The organism is Saccharothrix sp. NRRL B-16348 (assembly GCF_001280085.1).
In the GTDB taxonomy this organism is placed as follows: Bacteria; Actinomycetota; Actinomycetes; order Mycobacteriales; family Pseudonocardiaceae; genus Actinosynnema.
The window spans coordinates 1-24228 of sequence record NZ_LGED01000207.1 but is presented as its reverse complement, the minus strand read 5'-3'; the positions used below and the strand labels follow the sequence as shown (position 1 = coordinate 24228).

Genomic DNA, 24228 nt, shown 5'->3' with positions numbered 1-24228 from the left:
CCCAAGGACGGCCAGGTCAAGGACGCCCAGCCGGAGGTCGCGCCTAGCGAGGCGTGAGGTCGGTCCGCCACGTCACGCCGACCACGTCCTCGGCCTTCGGCACGGGCAGGAACAGCGCGAACGTCGCCGGCCGGGCGGTGGACAGCTCCAGCCGCCCGCCGTCGGCGTCCACCAGGGCACGCGCCAGCGCCAGGCCGACACCGGTCGACCCGCCGCCGGACACCCCGCGTTCGAAGATGTGGTGCGCCAACTCGTCCGGCACGCCCGCGCCGCCGTCGGCGACCTCCACGACCACCGTGCCGTCGTCACGGCGCGCCGACACGACGACCAAGCCCTCGCCGTGCCGCAACGCGTTGTCCAGCAGCACGCCGATCGCCTCCCGCAGCCGTGCGGGCGTGGCACGGGCCAGCAGACCGTCCGGCACCTTCACCCGCAGCGCGCGCCCGGCCCGCCGCAGCGGCTCGCGCCACTCCTCGGCGATGGTCGTCAACTCCGCGCCCAGGTCCAGCGGTTCCGCGCCGACCGCGCGGGCGGCCCTGGCCGCGGCCAGCATCTCGTTGAGCACCTCGGCCAGCCGTTCGGCCTGCTCCAGCGCGGCCCGCGCCTCCACCGCCATGTCCGGCTCCGGGTGCAGCGACAACGCCTCCAGCCGCAGCTGCAACGCGGTCAACCTGCTGCGCAGCTGGTGCGAGACGTCGCCGACCAGCTCGCGCTCCCGCTGCACGAGCTGCGCCAGCGCGCCCGCCGACCGGTCGAGCGCCTCGGCGACGAGGTCCAGCTCGGGCACGCCGTGCCGCCGGTCGTCACGCCGGAAGTCACCGGCGCCCAGCCGGGCCGCGCGCGCCGCCACGTGCCGCAACGGCTTGGCGAGCTTGCGCGCCGTCACCGTGGCCACCACCGTGCCGGTGCTCACCGACAGCACGACCAGCAGCACCACGAGCGCCGCCACCTGGTACTGCGCGGTGTGCATCGGCGCGGACGACACCTCCAGCAGCACCGTGCCCTGCTGCGCGATCGGCACCTCGACCGACAACGGGTCCGGTCCCGGCCGGTGGCCGAACTCGCGCACCGCGCCGGCCGACCTCACCACGAGGTGGCCGCCCTCCGGCACGCCGACCTCCACCGGCCCGAGGTCGATCTCCCGACCGCTCGCGATCTGGTCGTCGACGGACGCCGCTATCCGCTGCGCCCGCGCGGCCAGGTCGGTGCGCGCGCCGTCCTCCACCAGCCGCAGCGCCGTGTAGCCGAGCGGCAGGCCGAGCGCGAAGCCGGTGACCGCGACGGCGAGCAGGATGGCCCGCAGGATCCGGCTGCGCATCAGTCGGCGGTGTTGAAGCGGAAACCGACACCGCGCACGGTCGCGATGCGGCGCTCCACCGAGCGCACGTCGCCGAGCTTCCGGCGCAGCCACGACATGTGCATGTCCAGGGTCTTGCTGCTCTTGAGCTCCGGGTCGTTCCAGACCTCGGACAGGATCTCGTCGCGGTGCACCACCTGGCCCGCGCGTTGGATCAGCACGCGCAGCAGCTCGAACTCCTTGTTCGCCAGCTGCACCTCCAGCCCGTCCACGGTGACGCGGCGGGCGGCGAGGTCCATCCGCACGCCGTTGACCTCCAACGTGCCGGGCGCGCGGCGGCGCAGCAGGGCGCGGATGCGGGCCATCAGCTCCGCCAGCCGGAACGGCTTGGCCACGTAGTCGTCCGCGCCCGCGTCCAGGCCCACGACGAAGTCGACCTCGTCGGACCGCGCGGTGAGCATCAGCACGGGCAGGCCGCGACCGCCCGCGCGCAGCCGGCGGCACACCTCAAGCCCGTCCATCCCGGGCAGGCCGAGGTCGAGCACGAGCAGGTCGATGCCGCTGTGCGTGGCGGCGTCCAGCGCGCCCGGGCCGTCGGTGACGACCTGCACCTGGTAGCCCTCCCGCTGCAACGCGCGGGACAGCGGTTCGGCGATCGCCGGGTCGTCCTCGGCCAACAAGACCACGCTCACGCCACCCAGCGTAGGCGTGGCACGATCCCGTGCGTGCCCGACCTTCGCGCAGATCTGTCCCTGGCCCTCCGCTTGGCGGACGAGGCCGACAAGATCACCACCGCCCGGTTCCGCGCCCGTGACCTCGTGGTGGAGCGCAAGCCCGACCGCACACCGGTGACGGACGCCGACGTGGCGGTCGAGGACGCGATCCGCGCGGTCCTCGCGGCCGAGGCGCCGGACGACCAGGTCGCCGGCGAGGAGCGCGGCGGCACGGCGGGCGACGGCCGGGCGTGGGTGGTCGACCCGATCGACGGCACCAAGAACTTCCTGCGCGGCGTGCCCGTGTGGGCGACGTTGATCGCGCTGGTCGTCGACGGCGCGCCGGTGGTCGGCGTGGTGAGCGCCCCCGCGCTGGGCCGCCGCTGGTGGGCGGCCACGGGCGGCGGCGCGCACACGTCGGACGCGTCGGGTGTGCGGGAGATCTCCGTGTCGGCGGTCCGCGACCTCTCCGACGCCTACCTGTCCACCACGCACCTGGGCACGTGGGTCGAGTACCACTCTCGCGAGGCGTACCTGGCGCTGGTCGACGCGTGCTGGGAGAACCGGGCGTTCGGCGACTTCTGGCAGCACTGCCTGGTCGCGGAGGGCGCGATCGACCTGGCCGCGGAGCCGATCGTGAACGCGTGGGACGTGGCGCCGTTCCAGGTGCTGGTCACGGAGGCCGGTGGCCGGTTCAGCGACCTCGGCGGCGTGGCGAGGTTCGACGGCGGCACCGTGCTGACCAGCAACGGCCACCTGCACGACGCGGCGCTGAAGGTGCTGGCCGAAGGCCGCTGAACCGACCGGTCAGAACTTGTCCAGCGCCAGCGCGCCGTAGGTCGTGGTCGGCGTCGGCGGCGTGCTGAACCGCCCGTTGACCAGGTAGAACCGGTTGCCCCAGGCGGCGACGGTGGCCGGCACGTCGAACCTCGGGTCCGTCACGACGGCCACGACCCTGGCGCTGCTCGCGTCCGGGCTCAGCTCCAGCTTGGTGAACAGGTTCACCCGGTTCTGCACCACGTAGAGGTGCCGGCCCTCGCGCAGCAGGCCGTCGTTGCGCGGCAGCAGGTGACCGCCCAGGCCGACCTCGGCGGTCACGCCCGTATCCGGCGCGACCCGGAACAGCTTGCCGGTGGAGGTCTGGCCGACCAGCAGCGCCCGGCCGTCCGGGGTGGTCACGATGCCGTTGCCGTTGGCGACCTCCGGGACGTGGACCAGGTCGCCGGTCAACGGCAGCGAGGTGATCTCCGACCGGTGCGGCAGCGCGCCGAACGGCCCGAGCGGCAGCCGGTGCAGCACGGGCTGCAAGGAGTCGGTCAGCCACACGGCGTCGCGGGTGATCACCAGGTCGTTGACGAACGACTCCCGGTCGGTGAGCCGGTAGCTCGCCAGCACGCGACCGGAGAAGGCGTCGACCACCCGGACGTCGCCTCCGGAGCCGCCCGCCACGAACAGCCGCCGCCGCGCGGAGTCCACCTTGAGACCCAGCGACGGCGTGCCCGTACCGGCGCTGAGCACCCGGCCGCGTCCGGTGGCCAGCGCCACCTCGTAGATCGCGCCGTCGGCGCGGGACCCGAAGTACGCCGTCGGCCACGCGCCGATCGCGATGCCCTCCGGCATGAACCCGTCCGGCAACGCGAACTCGGTGGGGAACGGCCTGGCCGTCGCCGTCCCGGGCAGCAGCACCGCCGCACCGAGTCCCGCCGCCGCCACCAGCACGTCACGCCTGCGCATCATCCGACCTCCGTTGATCGACACCGGCCACCAGTCTCGGCGCCGGTTCGCCGGAACCGCCAATACCGCCTCGGTCTGCCCACATACGCTCCGGGCATGTCGATCGACCTGCGCCTGATGCGCTACGTCGTCGCGGTCGCCGACGAGGGCGGCTTCCAGCGCGCCGCCGACCGGCTGCACGTCGCGCAACCCGCGCTCAGCCGCCAGGTCGGCGACCTGGAACGCGCTCTGGGCGTCACCCTGTTCACCCGGCGGCCGACCGGGCTGACCGAGGCGGGCCGGGAGTTCGTGGCGTCCGCGCGTCGGATCCTCGACGACGCCGACCGGCTCCTCGAGCGGAGCAGGGCGGCCGGGCGCGGCGAGTTCGGCTCCGTGCGGCTCGGCTTCGTCACGAGCGCCGCGTACGGGGCCGTGCCGCGCCTCGTCGACGCCGTCGGCGAGCGCCACCCGAACCTGACCGTCGACCAGGTCGAGGGGTGGTCGGTGGAACTGGTGGAAGGGCTGCTCGCGAAGAGGTTCGACCTGGTCCTGTCGCGGAGCGTGCCGGAGCGCCCCGAGTTCGACCGGATCCCGTTCCAGCGCGAGGACCTGATCGTGGTCGTCGGGGCGGCGCACCCCCTGGCGGGCCGCGCCGCGGTGACCCCGGCGGACCTGGTGGGCAGTCGCCTGCTCTTGTCGCGGCGGCACATGCCCGGCTACCGCGCCGCGCTCCTGTCCGCGCTCGGGCACGTCCCGGAGGTCGAGGACACGCGGCTGCCCGGCTGGCGCCGGTTCGACGAGCTGGCGGCCGGCGAGAACTACCAGCTCGTGCCGCGCACGCTGGGGGACCACCTGCCCGCGGACGCGGTGATGATCCCGTTCGCGGACCGCGTGCCCGCGCCGGACCTGGAGTTGGTGTGGCGGCGGGAACCTTCGCCCTCCGCCGGCCTGGTGATCGCCTGCGCGGCCGGTCAGGCGCCCGACGGAGGCCGGTGACGGGGTCCGGTGTCCACGGACCCTGCCGCGTTCCGGTCAGAGGTGGCCTTGCGCCTGGTCGTCGTCCTCCGGGCGGTCGTAGGCCCGCGTCACGCGCCGCGGCCGGAAGTCCGCCTCGGGGAAGACCCACTTCTTGTAGCCCCACCAGCGGAACACCATGGCGATCAGGGTGCCGATGATCTGCGCGCTGACGAAGTCGGCGACTTCCTCGCCCAGCCTGGACACGTGCGGCTCCTGGAAGTGCAGCAGGTACCGCGACACCCACAGCGGCATCGAGTTGAGCGCGATGCCGATGCCGTTGACGAGGAAGAACAGCGCGGCCTCGTGGTGTCGCTCACGTCCGCCCCTGGTCTTGAACGACCACTCGCGGTTGAGCACGTACGACACGATGGTCGCCACCAGCGTGGCCACGATCTTCGCGGTGACCGGGTTCTCGCTCAGCACGAGCGTCTTGAGGCCGAAGAAGATGACCGTGTCGATCACGAAGCAGGTGCCGCCCACCACGGCGAACTTCAGCAGCTCTCTGTGCTTGAGGGCCAGGGAGCGCAGCGGTTCGGGCAGGCGGAGGACGACGTTTTCGACTACGGACACCCCGGCAGTCTACGGAAAGCGGGGTGAAAGGCCTGTTCAGGCCACTTCGCGTGATTCGGCCACGACGTGCAGCGGCTGCACCGACGGCCGCGCGCCCGCCTGGGGGAACACGAACTTCCGCATCGCCCAGTACTTGAAACCCGTGGCCAGGAGCATGCCGATCACCGAACCGGCGGCGAAGTCGGCGATCTCCGAGTGCAGGTCGAACACGTGCCGCGAGACGTACAGCGGCAGCAGGTTCACCCCGATGCCGATGCCGCTGACCAGGAAGAACAACGCGGCTTCGTGGTGTCGCTCACGTCCGCCGCGGGTGTGGAACGACCACTCGCGGCTCAGCACGTACGACGAGATGACCGCGACCAGCACCGCGATGGCCTTGGCCGTGACGACCTTGTCCTGCAGCACGGTCAGCTTCAACGCGTACCAGATGCCGTTGTCGATCAGGAACGTCGTGCCGCCGACCACGGCGAACCGGATCAGCTCACGGTGCTTGTTGATCAGAAAGCGGACCGGTTCCGGCAAGAGGCCCAAGACCCTGCGCACGAGTGGCAGCACCGGGGCAGGCTACCGACCCGCGTGATCGAACGATCACGAAGGGGTGCGGCAGTGCCCGGGGAACAAGTCGATCCAGTCCGGCGGCAACCACGGTGGCCTCGGCCGACACGGCTCGTCACGGGCGGGTGGCGGAGTGGTCGTGGTCGGCGCGGTCGTGGGTTCCGTAGTGGGGTGGGTGGTCGTCGGCGCGGACGGCTCGGTGGTGGGCGCCGACGGGCTCGTCGGAGTCGTCGTCGACGGTCCGGTGGTCGTCGTCGGCGTGGTCGGCCGAGTCGTGGTGGTCGTCGGTGGCGTCGAGCGGGTGATCGTCGGCGGCGTCGGTGTCGTGGTGACCACCGGCGGCTCCGGCTCGTGCGGTTCGCCGGGGCGCATGGAGATCGGCACCTCGACCTGCTCGGACGCGGTGCCGAGGGTCGCCGAGACCCGCACCACACCGTCGCGGTGCGGCGAGCCGATCGCCCAGACCGTCAGCGGGAACGACTCGCCGCGCGCCAGCGGCACCTCGCACACGACCCGGTTCCAGGACCGGTCGCAGCCGGGCCACAGCGCGACCAGCGCGATGTGCTCGTCGGACTCCACGACGAGGCGCAGGTCGCCCGCCCGGCCGCCGGTGTTGGTGGCCTTGATGTCCAGCCGCGGGTCCCAGAACCCGGGGTGCCACTTGTGGACCAGCAGTTCCAGGTCGTCGCGCGCCGGGCGCACCTCGACGTCGACCGCGATCGCCACGCTCAGCGACACGCCCGCGCTGACCGTGCCGGTGATCCGGCCGGTCGTGGCGTCGTGGTCGGCCTGCACCCGGAACACGAACGTCGCCGTGCCGCCGGGCGCGATGCCCTGCGTGGCGGCGCACGTCACGGTGCCGGTGCCCGCCGGGCAGGCCACGGTCTGGTCGGCCGCGCCGTCGAGCCGGACCAGCCGCCCGCCCGCGAACGACGCGGCGGGGCCGACGGACCGGACGCCGGGCGGCAGGTCCAGCGCGGCGCTCGCCGGTTCCGACGCCGTCTCACCGGAGTTGCGGACGGTGATCGGCAGGTCGACCGGGTCCTCGCCGGGCGTCAGCACGAACCCGCTCGGCACCACCGGCACCAGGCTCGGCGGCGTCGGCAGGGGTTCGGGTTCCGGTTCGGGTTCCGGCTCGGCCGGCGGTGTCGTGGTGGGCGCCGTGGTGGGTGCCGTCGTCGTCGGGGCGGGCACGGGCGGGGGCGCCGGCTCGGTGGTCGGCGGTGGTTCCGTCGACGGCACGGTGGCGGGCGGCGGCGGGTTGGTCGGCGGCGGGTTCGCCGGCTGGGTCGGCTGCGCCGGCTGGGTGGTGACCACCGGGGCGGCCTGCGCGGCGGGCACCTCCTGCTCGCCACCGGACGCCAGGCCGATCGCCACCGCGACCACCAGGGCGGCGGCCGAGGCGGCGGTGACGAGGAACTGGCGCGGCACGGACGCGGCCGCACCGGCGGCGCCACCCGTGCCCGCTGCCGCCGCGGCGACCGTGGCGGCCTTGGCGGTGCCCGCGCCCGCCGCGGCGAGGTAGCCGGACGCGCCGAGGCCGAGCACCAGCGGCGCGATGATCCCGCGCAGCGCGCCGTTGACGTCGGCCAGCTCCGCGGCCAGCGCCCGGCACGAGCCCGTGCACTCGTCCAGGTGCGCCTCGACCTGCGTGGTCTCCCGCCGGGACAGCCCGCCGCGCGTCCACGCGCCCAGCCGCTCCACGGTGGCGCGGCAGCGCTCGGTCTGCGTCTCGGCCAGGTGCACCTGCAGGTAGGCCTGCTTGAGGCCCTCACGGGCGCGGTAGGCCAGCGCGGACACGCCGTTGGCGGTCAGGCCGAGCAGCGGCGCGACCTCGGCGGGCGACTGGCCCTCGATCTCGGTGTGCCACAGCACGGTCTGCCAGCGCTCGGGCAGCCGGGCGAACGCCCGCGCCGCCATCGACCGCTCCAGCCCGGCCACGGCGGTGTCCTTGAACGGCACGCTGGTCGCCTCGGGCGCGACCTCGGCCACGTCGTCGGCCAGTTCGAGCTTGCGGTCGCGGCGCGTCTTGTCGTAGGCGGTGTGGCGCAGCGCGGTGAGCAGGTAGGCGCGGAACGCCGAGTCGGGCCCGCGCCCGGCCCGCAGCGTGTCGAGGACCTTCGCGAACGCGTCCGACACCAGGTCATCGGCCTCGGCGGACGACCTGGCGAGCTGGCGGGCCAGGTTGTACGCGGCCGACACGTGGCGTTCGTAGAGCTGCCCGTAGGCGTCGGTGTCCCCGGCGCGCACGGAGTCGATCAGCTCCGCGTCGCTCGGTCCCTGGACTTCGGCAGGAACGGTCGCCACGTGTTCTTCCCTCCTCGCGCGGCGCCAGTGTGACGTACGGAGTCGCACACCGTCACCCAGAACCCCCCGACTGGGTGGACTTAATGCCGTCATGGCTGAGGCGCGGCGTCGTCTCGTAGACGGAAACCGACGTCGAGGAGGCATCCGGGTGGGTGTTCGGGAAGCGGTCACACGGCGTTCCGGCGCTGAAGGGTCGCGGGCACTGCGGTCGAGGTGGCGCACCGCCACGATGGCCGCGGGCTGGGCGTTCCCGGCGGACTGGCCGTTGGCAGAGGTGGACGACGTGTGCCGGGCGGTGCTGGCCGAGGACGACGCGAGCGCGGCGCTGCACCGGCTCGGCGCCGCGCGTGCCGAGGCGGGCGCCGGGCTGGCGGAGACGCTGCTCGACCTGGCGGCGCTGCACGCGGTGCTGGCGGAGCCGCCGGGTTCGACCGGGATCGTGTCGCCGAGCGTGGACGCGATCCCGGCGCGGATGCTGCGGTCCACCGCGCTGGGCTGGGGCGACGTGATGACCAGGCGTGCGGCGACCTGCGCCGCGGAGAACCCGCTGACGGGCCTGGCCACGTCCGCGTACCTGCGCACGAGGCTGCGCGAGGTGTACGCGGAGGCGCGGGTCGCCGGGAGCCAGGAGCACGTGCTGGTGTTCGTGGCGCTGGACCTGACCCGCACGTCCGGGTGGTCGCGGGTGGTGGCGATGACGTTGCTGGCCGACGCGCTGAAAGAGGTGTTCGACGGTGGCGAGACGGTGGCCTCGATCGGGTCCTCGGTGGCGTGCGTGCTGCTGCGCCGCGACCGGCACCTGGCGCGGGCCGTGAGCAACCTGCGGGTGCTCGCCGCGGACCGGCTGTCCGTCGACCCGCACGTGGCGCGGTCCGGTCCGGTCGAGGTCTGGCTGGAGGAACTGCCCCCGACCTGTGACGACGCGCTGTCGTTGATCGCCGGGCTCGGCCGCTGAGCACCGGGCGCCGCTGAGCACCGGGCGCCGAGAACCCGGGCGCCGAACCCCCTGTCCGGCGTCCGACAACTGAAGACCCCCTCCCCCCACAGGAGCCCGGCGCCTGCTTTTCCAGTGCGCCGGGCTCCCACTTTCAGGCCCGCCTGATGAGCGGTGGGGGATGCCGAGTGCCTTTCGCTATGCCTTGGTGATAATCCACTTCTGGTCGACCCGATCCTCCTCGCACCTCGTGAGGATCAGCGCGTTGTAGGTGCCGTTGTGCGTGACGCAGAGGTTGGTGCCTTGCAGCTCGATCTTCCAGACACGCCAATCCTCGCGGGGCTCGAAAGTCCACCGCTGGTCTTCGAAGTCACCGCAGTCCCGGCCCGCCAACGTGCCGTCGAGCGAGGTCACGCACCATCCGTACTGCTTGTTCCTGATGGTGTCGTCACCGGGCCAGTACCACTGCTGGTTGGCCCCTCCATGGCGCGGGTGGGCGATTACCGGGTAGTCGGGGTCCCAGGCCCAGTTTGTCTGGTCCCACACATCGTCTCTCACGGTGTCGCTCTGGAGCACCCACAGATCCTGTCGCGTGTCGGGCTGGGCGGCGTTGGAGGCCGGCGCGACGAGAAGCGCCGAGACCGTCGCGACAAAGGCGACGAGGATTCGTGCGAATTTCATTCGCTTTCCTTCCGTTCCGGGTTTCGTGCACCGTCCAGTGAAAGTGCCGGACGGGATTCCCGAGCGGCGAGGACAACCATCGTGGCGGTAAACGACCCGGCCTGGTCGAGGTGGACGTCGTGCCGGTCACGGACGCGGTACCGGCGACACCCCACCGGGCGTGGCGCGTTCGGTCCACGGGTGACCGCCGGGAGGTGATCCCCTTGACAACCTCCAGGTGTTCCGGACACTGTGTCAGTGTCTTAGTCGAGTGACACAATTTGGAGGCGCCGGGTGGAGTTCCGCATCGACCGGTCCAGTGGCCTCCCCGCTTACCTCCAGCTCGTGCGCCAGGTGCGGGAAGCGCTGCGCTTGGGCTGGCTTGGGCCGGGAGACCGGCTGCCGACCGTCCGCGACGTCGTCGCGAGGAGTGGTGTGAACGCGAACACAGTGCTCAAGGCCTACCGCGAACTGGAACTGTCCGGCCTGGTCGAGGCGCGCCAGGGCTCGGGGACGTTCGTCAAAGCCGGTCTCGGCTCGACCGACCCGGAGGTGATGGCCGCGCTGAGAACGCGGCTCGCCGTGTGGGTCCGTGAGGCGCGCGAAGCGGGGCTGGACAGCGAGGACATCGACGCGCTGGTGCGTTCGGTCCTCACCGCCGACGAGGGCGGCAATCAGACAACCTCAGGGGAGGGGGTGGCGGTCCTGTGAGCACCGCGGTCGAGACCACCGACGGCGCCGCGGTCGCCGTGCGGGCGCAGGGGCTGGGCAAGCGCTACCGTGCGAAGTGGGCGTTGCGCGAGTGCACGTTCGAGCTGCCCGCGGGCCGCGTGGCGGCACTGGTCGGCGCGAACGGCGCCGGCAAGACGACGTTGATGACCGTCCTGGCCGGACTCCTCGACGCCGACGAGGGGTCGGCGGGCGCGGCGGGCCGGGTGGCGTTCGTCTCGCAGGAGAAGCCGGTCTACCGGACCTTCTCCGCCGCCGACATGCTGCGGTTCGGCGCGCGGCTCAACCTCGTCTGGGACGAGGCCCGCGCTCGCCGCTGGCTGGCCCGCTTCGAGATCCCGCTGGACCGGCCGTGCGGCAAGCTGTCCGGCGGCCAGCAGGCACAGGTGGCGTTCGCGCTGGCCATCGGCTCGCGGCCGGACGTGCTCATGCTGGACGAGCCGCTGGCCAACCTCGACCCGCTGGCCCGGCGCGAGGTGACCGCCGAACTGCTCAGCGAGGTCGACGAGACCGGCATGACCGTGCTGCTGTCCACGCACGTCGTGGCCGAGCTGTCCGGCGTCGCCGACCACCTGCTGCTGCTCGCGCACGGCCGGCTGCTGACCGGCGGTGACCTGGACGAACTGCTCGGCAGGCACGTCAGCTACACCGGGCCGCGCTCGGAGGCGCCGCCCGCGTTGGGCGGGATCGTGGAGGCGCGGCACACCGACAACCAGTCGACGTTCCTGGTCGAGCTGCCCGAGGGGCAGCCGCGGCCGGTGGTGGCGGGTCCGTGGGTCGAGCGCCCGCTGACGTTGGAGGACTACGTGCTCGCGCAGCTCGAAGCCACCCGGAAGGGGGCACGCGCATGACCGCCACCACTACCGGCGTCGTGCCGGTGGCCAAGCGCGCCGGCGTCGGGTGGGGAGACCTGGCGTGGCTGACGTGGCGGCAGCACCGGTGGGCGATCGCCGGCCTGGTCGCCGGCGCCGCCGCGGTCGTCGCGCTGGCGCTCGTCCTCGTGTGGCGGGTCGACGCCACCGGCGACATGCAGGGTCTGTTCGGTCGCTGGCGCTTCATCAGCCTGGGCAGCGTGGTGATGCTGGCGCCGATCGCGACCGGCTTGGCCATCGCGGTGTTCTGGGCGGCGCCGGTGCTGGCGCGCGAGTACGAGCAGCGCACCCACCTCGTGGTGTGGAGCCAGGACATCACCCCGACCCGCTGGCTGACGGGCAAGGTGGTGCTGCTCGGCGTGCCCGCCGTGGCCGTGGCCGTGGGTGTCGGCCTGGCGGCGAGGGCGCTGGTCGACAGCATCAACGCCACGTCCGACCGACCGGTCTTCGAGTTGTTCGCGATGCCGGCGTTCGAGGCGGTGCCGCTGGTCCAGACGGCGTACGCGGCGTTCGGCTTCGCGCTCGGGCTGGCGTTCAGCGCGGTCACCCGGCGCACGGTGCTGTCGATGGGCCTCACCCTCGGCGCGTTCATCGGGGTGCGCGTCGTCGTGGCGGGTCTGTGGCGGCCGAACTTCCAGACGCCGTTGTTCAAAGTGGAGCCGTACGACGCCTACCGGCAGCAGTGGGACGGCCCGGGTGACGGTTCGTGGGTGGTGAACAGCGGGTTCTCGGACGCGGCGGGCAACGAGGTCGACTACCCCGCGTGTTCGAACACCGTGGACCAGGCGGCCTACGCGAAGTGCATGAACGACAACAACGTGCTGTTCTTCACGCAGTACCACCCGGCGGACCGGCTCGTGCCGTTCCAGCTGTTCGAGTCCGCGATCTTCCTCGTGCTCGCCGCGGGCCTGCTCGCGCTGGCCTTCGCGCGGGTGCGCCGGGCCCGTCGGATCTGACCGGGGACCGGGCTCGCCGCCTTCGCACCGCGGCGGCCCCCGCCGTGGGGGTCCCGCGCGCTCCGGGAGCGCGCGGGGCTTCCGCACCCGGTCTGGAGCACCGCGTTTGTGCAGGTAGAATCACGAAACCGTGGACTCCCGAACTCGTCTCCCCGTCGTCGGCATGATCGGCGGCGGCCAGCTCGCCCGCATGACGCACCAGGCCGCCATCCCCCTCGGCCAGTCGCTGCGGGTGCTCGCCGAGTCGGACTCCGACCCCGCCGCGCTCGTCGCGCGCGACGTCGAACTGGGCAAGCACACCGACCTGGACGCGCTGCGCGCGTTCGCCAAGTCGTGCGACGTCATCACGTTCGACCACGAGCACGTGCCGCAGGAGCACCTGCACGCGCTGGTCGCCGACGGAGTGAAGGTGTTCCCCGGGCCCGAGGCCCTCGTGCACGCGCAGGACAAGCTGGTCATGCGCGAGCGGCTGGCCGCGATGGGCGCGCCGGTGCCGCCGTTCACCGCCGTGCGGGACGCGTCCGACGTGCTCAAGTTCGGCGCCCGGCACGGCTGGCCGTGCGTGCTGAAGGCGGTGCGCGGCGGCTACGACGGCCGTGGCGTGTGGATGCTCAACACGCCGCAGAGCGCGCAGCGGGTCGTGCCGGAGCTGCTGGCCGCGGGCACGCCGTTGATGGTCGAGCAGTGCGTGCCGATGCACCGGGAGCTGTCCGCGCTGGTCGCGCGCTCGCCGTTCGGCCAGGGCGCGGTGTGGCCGCTGGTGCAGACCGTGCAGCAGGACGGCATCTGCGTCGAGGTGCTGGCGCCCGCCCCGGACGTGGACCCCGCCGTCGCCGAGCAGGCGCAGGAGCTGGCGCTGAAGATCGCCGCCGAGCTGGGCGTGGTCGGGCTGCTGGCCGTCGAGCTGTTCGAGACCGCCGACGGGCTGGTCGTCAACGAGCTGGCCATGCGCCCGCACAACTCGGGCCACTGGACCATCGAAGGCGCCCGGACCTCGCAGTTCGAGCAGCACCTGCGGGCCGTGCTCGACTACCCGCTCGGCGCGACGGACCTCGCCGCGCCCGCCGTCGTGATGGCGAACGTCCTCGGCGCGGACGACGCGCCCGAGATGGGGCCGGACGAGCGGCTGCACCACCTGTTCGCCCGGTTCCCCGACGCGCACGTGCACCTGTACGGCAAGGCGGAGCGGCCGGGCCGCAAGATCGGTCACGTGACGCTGCTCGGTGAGCGGATGGACGAGGTGCGGCAGCGGGCGAGGCTCGCCGCGCACTGGCTGTCCGACGGCGTGTGGCTGGACGGGTACGACATCCACGGAGGACAGCAGTGACGCACGTCGGCGTGATCATGGGCAGCGACTCGGACTGGCCGGTGATGAAGGCCGCGGCCGAGGCGCTGGCGGAGTTCGACGTCACCTACGAGGTCGGCGTGTACTCGGCGCATCGCACGCCGCAGCGGATGCTGGACTACGCCACCACGGCCGCGTCGCGCGGACTGCGGGTGATCATCGCCGGCGCGGGCGGCGCCGCGCACCTGCCCGGCATGGTGGCGTCGGCGACCGCGCTGCCGGTGATCGGCGTGCCCGTGCCGTTGAAGTACCTGGACGGGATGGACTCGCTGCTGTCGATCGTGCAGATGCCCGCGGGCGTGCCGGTGGCCACGGTGTCCGTCGGCGGCGCCCGCAACGCGGGGCTGCTGGCCGTGCGGATCCTGGCGGCGGCGGACGTGGAGCTGCAGAAGCGGATGGAGGCGTTCCAGGCGTCGCTCTCCGAGCTGGTGCTGGAGAAGGACGCGGCGCTGCGGGCTGTTGCGGACGGCACAGCGGCGAACTGAGTGAACGCGCGCTAACATCCGGGTAGGACGCCCTACCGGGAGGTAACTTAACGTGGACCCGAGCTTCGGTACCTACCAGCTCGCCGAAGAGCACGAGGCGCTGCGCGAGGCGGTCCGGTCACTGGCCGACAAGGAGATCGCGCCGCACGCGGCGGACGTGGACGAGCAGGAGCGCTTCCCGGTCGAGGCGTTGAACGCGCTGGTCAAGTCCGGTTTCGCGGCCGTGCACGTGCCGGAGGAGTACGACGGCCAAGGTGCCGACTCGGTGGCGACGTGCATCGTGATCGAGGAGGTGGCGCGCGTGTGCGCGTCGTCGTCCCTCATCCCGGCGGTCAACAAGCTGGGCACGATGCCGATCCTGCTGTCGGCGTCGGAGTCGCTCAAGCAGCAGGTCCTGCCGTCCATCGCGGCGGGCGAGGCGATGGCGTCGTACGCGCTGTCCGAGCGGGAAGCCGGTTCGGACACGGCGTCGATGCGCACGCGCGCCAGGCTCGACGGCGACCACTGGGTGTTGAACGGCACGAAGTGCTGGATCACGAACGCCGGCGAGTCGACGTGGTACACGGTCATGGCGGTGACGGACCCGAACGCGCCGAAGAAGTCGCAGGGCATCTCGGCGTTCGTCGTGCACAAGGACGACCCGGGTTTCGTCGTCGGTTCGAAGGAGCGGAAGCTCGGCATCAAGGGCTCACCCACCCGTGAGATCCACTTCGAGAACTGCACGATCCCGGCGGACCGCATCATCGGCGAACCGGGCACCGGCCTGAAGACCGCGCTGCGCACCCTGGACCACACCCGTCCGACCATCGGCGCGCAGGCCGTGGGCATCGCCCAAGGCGCCCTGGAAGCCGCCGTGGCCTACGTCAAGGACCGCAAGCAGTTCGGCAAGTCGATCTCCGAGTTCCAGGGCGTCCAGTTCATGCTGGCCGACATGGCGATGAAGGTCGAGGCGGCCCGGCACATGGTCTACGTGGCGGCGGCGAAGGCCGAGCGCGGGGAGCCGAACATCGGCTTCATCACGGCGGCGGCCAAGTGCTTCGCGTCGGACGTGGCGATGGAGGTCACGACGGACGCCGTGCAGCTGTTCGGGGGCGCCGGCTACACGCGCGACTTCCCGGTGGAGCGGATGATGCGTGACGCCAAGATCACCCAGATCTACGAGGGCACGAACCAGATCCAGCGCGTCGTCATGTCCCGCGCCCTGCTCAGCCGCTAGATCAACGATCTTGACCACGGCCTGGAGACGCATGATTTCCATGATCATGCCGCCTCCAGGCCGTGATCTTGAGACCCGAACACCTCGTTGATGGCAAGCCGCGCCCGCTCGTGGCCGGACGGGACGAGGTGCGTGTACGTCCGGAGCGTGAAGCCGGGGTCGGAGTGGCCCAGGTACTCCGCCAGCTCCTTGACCGAGACGCCCTGGGAGAGCAGCACCGAGGCGTAGAAGTGCCTCAGCGCGTGCACCCCGTCCGTCCGCTTGCGGTAGATGAGTCGGGCCGCCCGTGGTGTGCACTCGTGAAGCGCCATGTAGGAGTACGCGAAGGCCGCCAGAGCAAGCGTCCGCAGATCTGTAGTCACTATACCGGGAGGGAGCTTCTCGGAGGGTAAGCTCTGCGTTCCAACGACATTGGAGGCTCCGATGGTGCTGTACCGCGACCTTTACTTCGGCCTTTCTGATGGTCGACGAGAAGCGCGTCAAGCGCCGGAGCAATTCGTAAAAAGCTTTGTGGATCGAAATAATGCCATGTCCCTACTGAAATCTGGGCAGAAATTTCTCCTTTTGGGCCCCAAGGGGGCTGGCAAATCTGCGTTTGCTGCGTACTTGGATAAAACTCAAGACATGCAGACTGGCTTTGTGCAGATCAGGGATTTAAGTACACTCCCTTTTGATCAGATGGACAAGGTTAAAACGGGGGAGCCCGGTGGGCCTGGACGGGTTATCACTGTATGGAAGTTGTTGCTTTACACAGGCTTGCTCGAAATCATCATGAAGGATCAGTCGCATCCTTTTCAGTGGGATCCTCAAGTTCTTCAACTTGTCGATGAGCTTCGACGCCTGGGCTTCATGTCCGCTTCTCCGAAGGCGGCGGTACTAGGTGCGACTAAGACTACGTACAAACTTACCCTGCCTGGATTTGGTAACGTATACACCAGGGAAAGAACCGAAAGCTTCAATCTCTACCATGTGGTCAATTACCTTGAAGATAGAATCCTTAGTTCCGACTCGTCTGGTCACACGTATATGCTCATCCTTGATGGGCTTGATTCGATATATCTGACGGATCCGAATTACTCTTCTGCCATAGCAAGCCTTTTGCAGGCGGCCTACGAAGTGTATGACATTTTAGGCGATGGTGGATCGCAGGCACGGGTTGTCCTGTTGCTCCGCAACGACATATTTACCCGGCTTCAGTTGCCCGACGCTGGCAAGATGCGCCAAGACCTTTCTATTGACTTGGACTGGCGGGTTCTGTCGGGTAACCCCCGGCAGGCTAGTCTATTTGATCTTGTTAACAGGAAAGCCTCCGCAATGCTGGACGGGCGTGTTTTGGCCGTCGTCCAGGATTTTTTCCCTAAAGATGTTCAATTGGGTGACAAGTCTCCTAAGTGGCGCGATATATACTCATATCTTTTGGATCTAACGAGGCATACTCCACGTGATCTGCTCCGGTTGCTTGAGTACATACGTGAGGTTGAAGGCGAGCAGAAATCTTCTAATAGGCCGGGCGCTAAGCTATCTAATGAGGTTATCCGTGAAGGTGCCTTGAGGTATGCTTCCAAGTATTTTGTTGAGGCTATTGCGAACGAGCTTGTTGGCCTACGAGAGGAAGGTGATCTAGCGGCGCGGGCAATCTCTACGCTTAGGCATCTTCGTAAGTCCACATTCACTGCCCGTCAATTTTCGGATGATTTTCTAGAGGGTTCGGATGGCAACGTCGCGCAGGCTAATGAGATGTTGAAGTGGCTGTTTTTTGCGGGGGCCGTGGGTAATGTTGTGGCGGGCAGTAGTGAGCGTTATCTACAGTTTTACCACAGGCGTGACAATGTGGAAATTTACATTAAAGGTGAGTTGATTCTACACAATGCCCTGGTGTATGCATGGAATATTCCTCGCTGAATTGGTCTAATTTGTGCAGGGTGCGATTTTATTGCGGTCTGGCGGTGTCGTAAATTTGCGGGCCGAACACCGCGTCGATCGCCTGCCGTGCCCGCTCGTGGCTGGACGGGACGAGGTGCGTGTACGTGCGGAGCGTGAAGCCTGGATCCGAGTGCCCCAGGTACTCCGCCAATTCCTTGATGGACACGCCCTGCGACAGCAGCACCGAGGCGTAGAAGTGCCTCAGCGCGTGCATCCCGTCCGCCCGCTTGCGGTAGATGAGACCTGCCTCCCGGAACGCACCCAGCCAGACGACCTTGTGGAACAGGTCACCGGTGTAGAGCCGCCCGCCGTCCCCAGTGGCCAGCAGTCGGACCGTCACCGGATCGCCCTCGGGGTCCTTCCACGGCAAAGTCACCTCGACCGGCGGGAAGAGCCGCATGTGCTCCCTGATCGCCCGCAGGACACCAGAGGTCAGCGGCACTACCCGCCGTTTCCCGCCCTTGGGGAGCGCGAACACGAGCTGACCGCGCACCACCCTCAGTTGCCGCTGGACGCGCAGCACCATCCCAGCGTCGTCCACGTCGTCCGGTGACAGGCCAAGGATTCGCCCTGCCGGAGACCGCAGCCGGCGCCGAGAGGGCAGATGATCGCGAAACGCGGTTCGATCGCCCCCTCGATCTCCAACACGCGGTCTTCCGGCCAGACGAGGATGTCCGGGCTGACCGACGTGGGCCGCTTGATGGTCTTGGCCTTGCACGGGTTCTCCGTGATCAGCTTGTCCTCAACGGCCGAGTCCATCACCGACGACACGATGGTGAACAGCACCGTTTTGTAGTTCTCGCTTAGCCGCTCCTGTTCCAAGACACCGAGCCATTCGCGGACGGTTGCAGGCTTGATCTTGTCGACTGGCGGTTCACCGAAGTGCGGGTAAATCCGGCTGTCCAGCCGACTCTGGATCGCCTCCCGAGTTGCGGTATCGGGAGACTGCGCTTTGATCCAGTTCTCGGCTTGCGTTTTGAACTTGCGCTTGCCTGCTTTCGGATCGATGTACTTGCCCTCAAGTTTGTTGGACTCCACTTCCAAGAGGAAGTCATCGGCACGCTTCTTCTGCCTGTCCGGGTAGCTCTTGCTCCTCTCGACCCCGCTCGGGTCCAGGTAGCGGACCCGGTAGCGGAGCCCTTGTCCGTACACCGAGGTCTTGACCTTGGTCACCTTCTTGGTGACCGGGTCCTCGACCTCCTTCCACCAGCGATCTTGGACATGCCCCACGGCACACTTCTCCTGTCTTCCGAATTGCCGAAACTTCTAGGCCGCCTGTTCGTCGGGCTGCTCAGCCCAGGCGCGGACCTTTGCGGGCACGTACCGCAGGTACTTCCCGACCTTCTTCACGGGCGGACCGATGCGCTGCCACTTCCACTGGTAGAGCATCTTGATCGGGACACCCAAGAACTCCGAGACCTCTTTCACACCCCACAGAGGCTCAATGCTGGTCATGACTTCCCCCCAAGGCTGTCAAGCCGCTATCGAAATTGCCGAAAGTTCAGGAGGCTCACCGGCCGCGAGCATCGCCCGGTCGTACTCCGCCTTCCACCGCGTTCGTTCCGCGATGGCGTGCATGAGCAGGTGTGCCCGTGGTGGCACGTTCGGGTCGCCGGGTCGGACCTTGTGCCAGACGAGCTGGGACGTGTCGGGTTCGGGCTTCTCGATCCCGACTGCCGCCAGTGCCTCGATGACGAACCGTTTCCGGTCGGCCCGGTGGTCGGCGAGCGTCTTGCCCGACCACTTCCGTGACACCAGGTCCCGCCGGCCGGGCAGGCCGAGCGTGGTCCGCCGATGAGCCCGCCCCTTGCAGTGCCCCGGCGTGGTGCGTGAGCCCGCCCCGCGTGGTTGGACGCCGTAGAGCAGCCACACCGGGCACCGGTCGGAGCACGGCGTCACGGCCAGCTCGTCCGCCAGGCGGTCCCCGTGCCTGCGTTGCCGGTCGGTGTTCTGCTCGACCACCTCGCCGATGGACTTGGTGAGGTACTTGGTCAGGTAGCCGATGTGGCGTCCGGCCTCCTCCGAGCCGCCGAGGATGCCCTTGGAGTGCACCTGACGCCCGAAGGTGACCACGTGCGCCGGCTCCTCCACCGCCTCGACCGCGTCCGCCCAGGCCGTCAGCGGCTACCGGGTGTCCGGATCGACGAACACTTCCGCCCGCGCGTCCCACACCGGCAGGTGGTCGCCGCCGTAGACGCGTTCGTCGTGGTTGGGCCACCACACCTGGTGATAGGTCGCCGCCGTGACGAGTCGGATGGTCTCGTGCGGGATCGAACCGCGGACCGCCGCGTGCAGGTGCGGCGGCGCCCGCTTCTGCGGTTCCACGGTGGCGAAGTACTGGACGTCCCAGCCGACGACCCGGCGCAGGTTCTGCCACCACCGGTCCACCAGCGAGGCGAAGTGCACCGCGTCCCGAGCCGCCCGCCGGTAGTCGTAGCCGTCCGGATCGACCGGCGGGCCGTCATCACGCACCCGCCCGTAGGTGTCGAGCGTCAGCGTGACGAACATCGACGGCCGGAACCCACCCGCGTATTCACGCCCCACCGTCCGCTTCTCGACCCGCCGCCGAGGCAGGTTCGGCGCATCCTGCCGCCGCTTCGTGGACCGTTTCACCGGCCGCTTGCCAGGCGCGTCGGGCGAGGGGAACCGACCCCGCACGCCGAGTTGCCGAAGTTCCGCGTCAACGCTGTGGATCTCCTCCCGCAGCTCGTCGGCGTCACCCGCTTCACCGGCCTCAACAGCGTCCCGGTACGCCTTGACCAGGTCCGCCCGGAACGTCATCAGCCCCTTCTCGTCCTGGGACGGCTGACGCGCGGTGAAGTCCGGTTCCTCGGTCATGTGCCAGCCCTCGCGGCACTGCGCCATCCGCAACGCCTTGGCCTTTTTCGCACACGGCGCACAGACGCTCTCCACTGTGGACCCGCAGGGCACCGCGACGTACCGGACTTCGTAGCTGGCCCGATCCTCCACTTCCATCGTGAACGGCCGGACGCAGACGCCGTACTTCTCGGCGGCAGCCTTGGCCACGTCCAGGGCGATGGGCTGACGCATCCGCTCAGCGCGAGTCTCGCCGTTCATGCCGCCGCCCTCCCCTCGGTGCCGTCCGGTCGATTCGGGAAGTCGTGCACGATCGCGTTCGCCAGATAGACGACCAGCTCGACAAGGTCCGCGTCGGTCACGTGGAAGGCCCGAGCCCGGTCCGGCTCCCGCTGCCCGTCCTGCTTCACCCACGCGACACCGGGCGTGTTCTCGCTGACCTCGTGAGCAGCTGCGCCACGCTGCCGGACACCGTCGCCAAGGACCATGTCCACCTGCTGTGGTTCGTCCAGCCGCAGCGCCACACGGGTGGTGAACAGGTGCCGGAAGGACACGACTTCCTTGTGCGGGTCCTGCACCAAACCGACGACGGCGTAGCCGGGTGCCCGTCCCTGCGAGGTGATCGTCTGGATAGCCCGCGCCGCGCGCGTTTTGGGCTGTCTGGAGGCCGAGGATTCAGGTGCTCGGCTGTCCCAACTCCGCCTGTCCTGCGGTCGAGAGCACGCCGACCAGCAGGCCGACGCCGACCGACACGAACATCAGCAGCCACGACAGCGCCACATCAACCGACCGTGCCACGTACAGGACGAACGCCGACACAAAGAAGATCGCCCCGGACGTGCTGGCGGCGATGCGGATCGATCGGCTCATGCGTGACTCGTGTGAGTGAGGCTGTTGATGGGTGAAGTCGGCCCTCGATGTCGGGCGTTACTGGCCCGATGCAGCTGCGGGCCCGTCGGTGTTCATCTCGCGGACCGGAACTCCTCCAGGTCGGGCAGTCGGCGCTCGGTGAGCCCTACGCTGAAGTCGGCCCGCTCGGAGCAGGCAGGTGAAGCACCGCAGGCCCGTCCAAGTCGCCCACCAGCTCGGTCAGCCACCGCTGTAAATCGAGCCAACAGTCACCAACGGAAAGAGCCTGATCAGGATGGGGCGCGGGGGAGTAGTCGAAGGTGGAAGAAGTGCTCGCCACAGATCATCTAGATCTTCGAGGGCACGAACCAGATCCAGCGCGTGGTCATGTCGCGCACCATCCTCGGCCGCTAGAGCCTCGGGCGGCCCGGCTCCCGCGCCGGGCCGCCCGACGGGTTCCAGAACTTCGTGTCCCCCAACGGCGTGTACGCGTCGGCCGGTCCGAGAGGGTCGCGGCTGAAGTGTGCGTAGACGTCGCCGAACCTGGTGGGCACCGAGAACTGTTCCGCCTGATCCAGTTCTTCCTCGCAGAAGCGGTGGAGGAGGGTGAAGAAGGTGCGGTACTCGTCGTCCGACAGTGGCCCCATGGGATGAGGTTAAGGGCCGGTCAGGGCGGTGGCGGGGCTGGTTGAGGTGGCGCGGGTGTCGGCGGCCAGGTCGGGCACGCTCCGTTGGTCCCGGCGGAAGGCCGGGATGGCGAACGTGCCCAGGACGAAGAAGGCCAGGACGGTCAGGTCCACGGCGAACCACCACGCGCTCGGGGCCAAGGCGGTGTAGGTGATCAGGCCCGTGACGCCCAGCAGTTCGCGCAGGGCGATCCGGAACGGGTTGGCGGGGGTGCCGTCGGCGCGGCGCAGTCGGTAGCGCAGCAGCCAGCCGCCCGGGGTTCGGCCGGTGACGGCCGGTAGGACGATGCGGATCGCGACGGTCAGGGCCATGAGCCACCACGGGTTGTCGTTGAAGACCAGGTGGGTGGCCGTGATCAGGATCGTCACGTCCACCGCCAGGGCCGACAGCCTGCGCGGCACGGTCACGGTGTCGGGTGGGGCGGTGGACGCGTCCGCCCGCGGCACGGCCGGGACGACCAGTGCCGCCGGGGCGATCATCCAGCCCAGCAGTGAACCGGTGGTGTTGGAGATCAGGTCGTCGATGTCCGCGATGCGGTACGGGCACGGGTAGGCGCCCAGGTTCCCCGTGTACTGCACGACCTCGACGGCCAGCGAGATCCCCAACCCGATCGCGATCACGGCGAACGGGCCGCGGCCGTACGCCTTTCGCAGCACCACGCCCAGCGGCACGAAGAGGGCGACGTTGAGCGCCTGCTGGAGGAACACCGTGGACGTGACCACGGCCCCCACCCCGGAACGGCCGTTCGCCGCCAGGTTGTTGCGCATGTCCGTCACCCAGCGGAACGGTGTGGTGGACAGCATCTCCCCACCCGCGCACACCCGTGACGGGAACGGCAGGAAGATCAGCGCCAGCGCCACCAGCCCGTACGCCAGCAGCCCGTACAGGACCACCGCCCGACGCGGCTCCACCCGCCCGAACCGGTAGTAGTGCACCGCGATCAACGGCAGCAGCACGAGCGCGCCGACGCCGACGAACGCCGCGAACCCCGTCCGCACGGACTCGAAGTACGAACTCAGCATGTCCACCGATCCGGTCGAACGATCGCGCGACGAAGGTCCACCGCTCAGTAACCCCATCGCGTGAACGTCAAACCCGATCGGTGCACGTTGCCGCCGAACGGACGCGCTCAGCCCACCGACGTCAGGTACGCCGCCAGCCGCTCGTAGCTGATCGACGCGCCGTCCTTCATCCCCGTCTCCAACGCACGGTCGCGGTCGGCCTGGGACGGGTACTTCATGGTCTGCACGACCGTGGTCCGGTCACCGTCCGCGATGAACTCGGTCGTGTTCACCGTCGACGCCCACCCCGGACCCCACGACTCGGTCTGCACCGTCCTCGACCAGGGCGTGACCTCCTGGTACTCGCCGGTCATCGCCATCTCGCTGCCGTCGGCCCGCCGCCACACCATGTGCCACCGCCCGCCCGGCCGCAGGTCGATCTCGCACACGGGCATGGTCCAGCCCTCGGGTCCGAGCATCCAGTGCACGACGTGCTCCGGCTTGGTGAACGCGTCGAACACGAGCTTCTGCGGCGCGTCGAACGTCCTCGTCAACGCCACCTCCACGGCGGACGGCGTGGTCCACGAAACGGTGGTGTCAGTGGTCATCTTCCTGCTCCTTCATCCGGTCGAGGTAGCTGTCCAGGCGGCGGTAGCTGTCGTCCCAGAACCGGCGGAAGTCGTCGGCCCACTCGGTGACCTCGCGCAACGGCGTCGCGTCGAGCGTGCACGGCCGCCACTGCGCGTCACGGCCGCGGGTGATGAGCCCCGCCCGTTCGAGGACGCGCAGGTGCTTGGACACCGCCGGGCCGCTCATCGCGAACGGCTCGGAGAGTTCCTTCACGGTCGCCGCGCCGTCCGCCAGTCGCGCCAGGATGGCCCGTCGCGTCGGGTCGGCCAGGGCCGCGAAGGTGATGCTCAAGGGATCGTCCGCCATGGCTACCTAACCACTTGGTTATCTAACTGACTGGTTTTCTACGCCCCTGTCGAGTCGCTGTCAACCCGGCCCGCGACCCGGGAACTGGTTGAAAGTTCATATAACGTCGGGTGCGTTCAACCGTCGACACGAAGGGGAAACGCAATGCTCAAGGACGTGGCAGCGCTCATCGGCCGCATCGGCGTGGGGGCGGTTTTCATCGCCCACGGCTGGCAGAAGGTCACCGAGTGGGGTCTCGACGGCACCGCCACCGCGTTCGCGGGCATGGGCGTGCCGCTGCCGACGTTGTCCGCCTGGTTCGCCACGATCGTCGAACTCGTCGGCGGCGCGCTGCTGGTCCTCGGCGTCGCGCTGCCGGTCGTCGGCGTGCTGCTGGCGGTGAACATGCTCGGCGCGCTGATCCTCGTGCACCTGCCGAACGGGCTGCTCGGCCAAGGCGGCTACGAGCTGGTCCTCGTGCTCGGGGTGGCCGCGATCGCCGTCGGGTTCAACGGCGGGTCGCTGTCCGTCGCCCGGCTGGCGAAGGGTCGGAAGGCCGAGCAGCCGGCCTAGCGCGTGTTTCAGATGTGGCGTAGCCAGATGTTGATGGCTGCGATGTGGACGGTGGCCTTGTAGCGGACGGCGAGTTTGTCGTACCTGGTCGCGA

28 protein-coding genes and 1 pseudogene are annotated in these 24228 nt (G+C 69.5%); 11 read left to right on the top strand and 18 right to left on the bottom strand.

Annotation, left to right across the window (positions count from 1 at the left end; all coding sequences use genetic code 11):
* Nucleotides 1-43: 43 nt before the first annotated feature.
* The gene (locus ADK67_RS24795; protein ID WP_053718900.1) at nt 44-1318 is read right to left on the bottom strand and encodes an ATP-binding protein; all 1275 of its coding nucleotides are present in this window, start codon (nt 1316-1318) and stop codon (nt 44-46) included.
* A complete protein-coding gene (locus ADK67_RS24790; protein WP_053718971.1) occupies nt 1318-1983 on the bottom strand; it encodes a response regulator transcription factor in 666 nt (221 codons plus the stop codon). Before ADK67_RS24790 ends, ADK67_RS24795 begins: the two co-directional genes overlap by 1 nt.
* Before the next feature lie 39 nt (nt 1984-2022).
* On the opposite strand from ADK67_RS24790, the gene hisN reads away from it, so the two are divergent.
* Nucleotides 2023-2808 carry a histidinol-phosphatase gene (gene hisN / locus ADK67_RS24785; protein WP_053718899.1) on the top strand — a complete coding sequence of 262 codons (786 nt, stop codon included), beginning with the start codon at nt 2023-2025 and terminating at the stop codon, nt 2806-2808.
* Between the two features lie 9 nt (nt 2809-2817).
* Here the strand turns inward: hisN and ADK67_RS24780 are convergent, their stop codons facing one another.
* Entirely contained in the window at nt 2818-3747 is a 930-nt protein-coding gene (locus tag ADK67_RS24780; RefSeq protein WP_231648350.1) for a superoxide dismutase, read from the bottom strand.
* Between the two features lie 93 nt (nt 3748-3840).
* Between ADK67_RS24780 and ADK67_RS24775 the strand changes: the two genes are divergently transcribed.
* Nucleotides 3841-4719, top strand: a complete 879-nt coding sequence (locus tag ADK67_RS24775; RefSeq protein WP_053718898.1) for a LysR family transcriptional regulator — start codon at nt 3841-3843, stop codon at nt 4717-4719.
* A 36-nt stretch (nt 4720-4755) separates the two neighbouring features.
* Here the strand turns inward: ADK67_RS24775 and ADK67_RS24770 are convergent, their stop codons facing one another.
* Genes ADK67_RS24770 through ADK67_RS24760 form a run of 3 tightly spaced genes read right to left on the bottom strand, consistent with a single transcriptional unit; the run spans nt 4756 to nt 8172 of the window.
* Nucleotides 4756-5310 (bottom strand): GtrA family protein, encoded by a 555-nt coding sequence (locus ADK67_RS24770; protein WP_053718897.1) that lies wholly within the window; start codon nt 5308-5310, stop codon nt 4756-4758.
* 36 nt (nt 5311-5346) lie between these two features.
* Nucleotides 5347-5862: a GtrA family protein gene (locus tag ADK67_RS24765; protein ID WP_082403741.1), complete on the bottom strand. Its 516-nt coding sequence runs from the start codon at nt 5860-5862 to the stop codon at nt 5347-5349.
* A gap of 36 nt (nt 5863-5898) precedes the next feature.
* Nucleotides 5899-8172, bottom strand: coding sequence for a sigma-70 family RNA polymerase sigma factor (locus ADK67_RS24760; protein WP_053718896.1), 2274 nt, complete (start codon nt 8170-8172; stop codon nt 5899-5901).
* Nucleotides 8173-8401: 229 nt separating this feature from the next.
* On the opposite strand from ADK67_RS24760, the gene ADK67_RS24755 reads away from it, so the two are divergent.
* Nucleotides 8402-9127, top strand: coding sequence for a GGDEF domain-containing protein (locus tag ADK67_RS24755; RefSeq protein ID WP_231648349.1), 726 nt, complete (start codon nt 8402-8404; stop codon nt 9125-9127).
* Nucleotides 9128-9304: 177 nt separating this feature from the next.
* Here the strand turns inward: ADK67_RS24755 and ADK67_RS24750 are convergent, their stop codons facing one another.
* Complete coding sequence (locus ADK67_RS24750; RefSeq protein WP_053718894.1) at nt 9305-9787, bottom strand: RICIN domain-containing protein; 483 nt, start codon at nt 9785-9787, stop codon at nt 9305-9307.
* A 273-nt stretch (nt 9788-10060) separates the two neighbouring features.
* On the opposite strand from ADK67_RS24750, the gene ADK67_RS24745 reads away from it, so the two are divergent.
* The 6 genes from ADK67_RS24745 to ADK67_RS24720 all read left to right on the top strand — a co-directional run bounded on the left by ADK67_RS24745 (nt 10061) and on the right by ADK67_RS24720 (nt 15369).
* On the top strand, nt 10061-10477 hold the full coding sequence (locus tag ADK67_RS24745; RefSeq protein ID WP_053718893.1) for a GntR family transcriptional regulator: 417 nt from the start codon (nt 10061-10063) through the stop codon (nt 10475-10477).
* Nucleotides 10474-11346 (top strand): ABC transporter ATP-binding protein, encoded by an 873-nt coding sequence (locus ADK67_RS24740; RefSeq protein ID WP_053718892.1) that lies wholly within the window; start codon nt 10474-10476, stop codon nt 11344-11346. Before ADK67_RS24745 ends, ADK67_RS24740 begins: the two co-directional genes overlap by 4 nt.
* Nucleotides 11343-12323 carry a hypothetical protein gene (locus ADK67_RS24735; protein WP_053718891.1) on the top strand — a complete coding sequence of 327 codons (981 nt, stop codon included), beginning with the start codon at nt 11343-11345 and terminating at the stop codon, nt 12321-12323. The genes ADK67_RS24740 and ADK67_RS24735 overlap by 4 nt, the downstream gene beginning before the upstream one ends.
* 130 nt (nt 12324-12453) lie before the next feature.
* Nucleotides 12454-13650, top strand: a complete 1197-nt coding sequence (locus ADK67_RS24730) for a 5-(carboxyamino)imidazole ribonucleotide synthase (RefSeq protein WP_053718890.1) — start codon at nt 12454-12456, stop codon at nt 13648-13650.
* Nucleotides 13651-13667: 17 nt separating this feature from the next.
* Complete coding sequence (purE, locus tag ADK67_RS24725) at nt 13668-14153, top strand: 5-(carboxyamino)imidazole ribonucleotide mutase (RefSeq protein WP_053718968.1); 486 nt, start codon at nt 13668-13670, stop codon at nt 14151-14153.
* A 52-nt stretch (nt 14154-14205) separates the two neighbouring features.
* Nucleotides 14206-15369 (top strand): acyl-CoA dehydrogenase, encoded by a 1164-nt coding sequence (locus ADK67_RS24720; protein WP_053718889.1) that lies wholly within the window; start codon nt 14206-14208, stop codon nt 15367-15369.
* Nucleotides 15370-15413: 44 nt separating this feature from the next.
* Here ADK67_RS24720 and ADK67_RS24715 read toward each other — a convergent pair whose 3' ends face one another.
* Nucleotides 15414-15680 carry a tyrosine-type recombinase/integrase gene (locus tag ADK67_RS24715; protein WP_082403740.1) on the bottom strand — a complete coding sequence of 89 codons (267 nt, stop codon included), beginning with the start codon at nt 15678-15680 and terminating at the stop codon, nt 15414-15416.
* Nucleotides 15681-15792: 112 nt separating this feature from the next.
* On the opposite strand from ADK67_RS24715, the gene ADK67_RS51155 reads away from it, so the two are divergent.
* Nucleotides 15793-17271 (top strand): P-loop ATPase, Sll1717 family, encoded by a 1479-nt coding sequence (locus tag ADK67_RS51155; RefSeq protein WP_157620808.1) that lies wholly within the window; start codon nt 15793-15795, stop codon nt 17269-17271.
* Between the two features lie 28 nt (nt 17272-17299).
* On the opposite strand, the gene ADK67_RS53840 is transcribed toward ADK67_RS51155, so the two are convergent.
* The 10 genes and pseudogenes from ADK67_RS53840 to ADK67_RS24670 all read right to left on the bottom strand — a co-directional run bounded on the left by ADK67_RS53840 (nt 17300) and on the right by ADK67_RS24670 (nt 23582).
* Nucleotides 17300-17833, bottom strand: a complete 534-nt coding sequence (locus tag ADK67_RS53840) for a tyrosine-type recombinase/integrase (protein WP_231648348.1) — start codon at nt 17831-17833, stop codon at nt 17300-17302.
* On the bottom strand, nt 17791-18522 hold the full coding sequence (locus ADK67_RS53835; RefSeq protein ID WP_231648347.1) for a phage integrase central domain-containing protein: 732 nt from the start codon (nt 18520-18522) through the stop codon (nt 17791-17793). The genes ADK67_RS53840 and ADK67_RS53835 overlap by 43 nt, the downstream gene beginning before the upstream one ends.
* A gap of 36 nt (nt 18523-18558) precedes the next feature.
* On the bottom strand, nt 18559-18747 hold the full coding sequence (locus ADK67_RS24705; protein ID WP_053718887.1) for a helix-turn-helix domain-containing protein: 189 nt from the start codon (nt 18745-18747) through the stop codon (nt 18559-18561).
* An 18-nt stretch (nt 18748-18765) separates the two neighbouring features.
* Nucleotides 18766-20370, bottom strand: a pseudogene (locus ADK67_RS24700) (replication initiator).
* Nucleotides 20367-20687, bottom strand: coding sequence for a hypothetical protein (locus ADK67_RS24695; RefSeq protein ID WP_231648346.1), 321 nt, complete (start codon nt 20685-20687; stop codon nt 20367-20369). Before ADK67_RS24695 ends, ADK67_RS24700 begins: the two are co-directional and overlap by 4 nt.
* Before the next feature lie 97 nt (nt 20688-20784).
* Entirely contained in the window at nt 20785-20979 is a 195-nt protein-coding gene (locus ADK67_RS24690) for a hypothetical protein (protein WP_053718885.1), read from the bottom strand.
* Between the two features lie 389 nt (nt 20980-21368).
* A complete protein-coding gene (locus tag ADK67_RS24685; protein ID WP_053718884.1) occupies nt 21369-21605 on the bottom strand; it encodes a hypothetical protein in 237 nt (78 codons plus the stop codon).
* Between the two features lie 9 nt (nt 21606-21614).
* Complete coding sequence (locus tag ADK67_RS24680; protein WP_197289599.1) at nt 21615-22667, bottom strand: VanZ family protein; 1053 nt, start codon at nt 22665-22667, stop codon at nt 21615-21617.
* 107 nt (nt 22668-22774) lie between these two features.
* The gene (locus ADK67_RS24675; protein ID WP_053718882.1) at nt 22775-23254 is read right to left on the bottom strand and encodes an SRPBCC family protein; all 480 of its coding nucleotides are present in this window, start codon (nt 23252-23254) and stop codon (nt 22775-22777) included.
* Nucleotides 23244-23582, bottom strand: a complete 339-nt coding sequence (locus ADK67_RS24670; protein ID WP_053718881.1) for an ArsR/SmtB family transcription factor — start codon at nt 23580-23582, stop codon at nt 23244-23246. Before ADK67_RS24670 ends, ADK67_RS24675 begins: the two co-directional genes overlap by 11 nt.
* A 144-nt stretch (nt 23583-23726) precedes the next feature.
* On the opposite strand from ADK67_RS24670, the gene ADK67_RS24665 reads away from it, so the two are divergent.
* A complete protein-coding gene (locus ADK67_RS24665; RefSeq protein ID WP_053718880.1) occupies nt 23727-24134 on the top strand; it encodes a DoxX family protein in 408 nt (135 codons plus the stop codon).
* Nucleotides 24135-24228 lie beyond the last annotated feature (94 nt).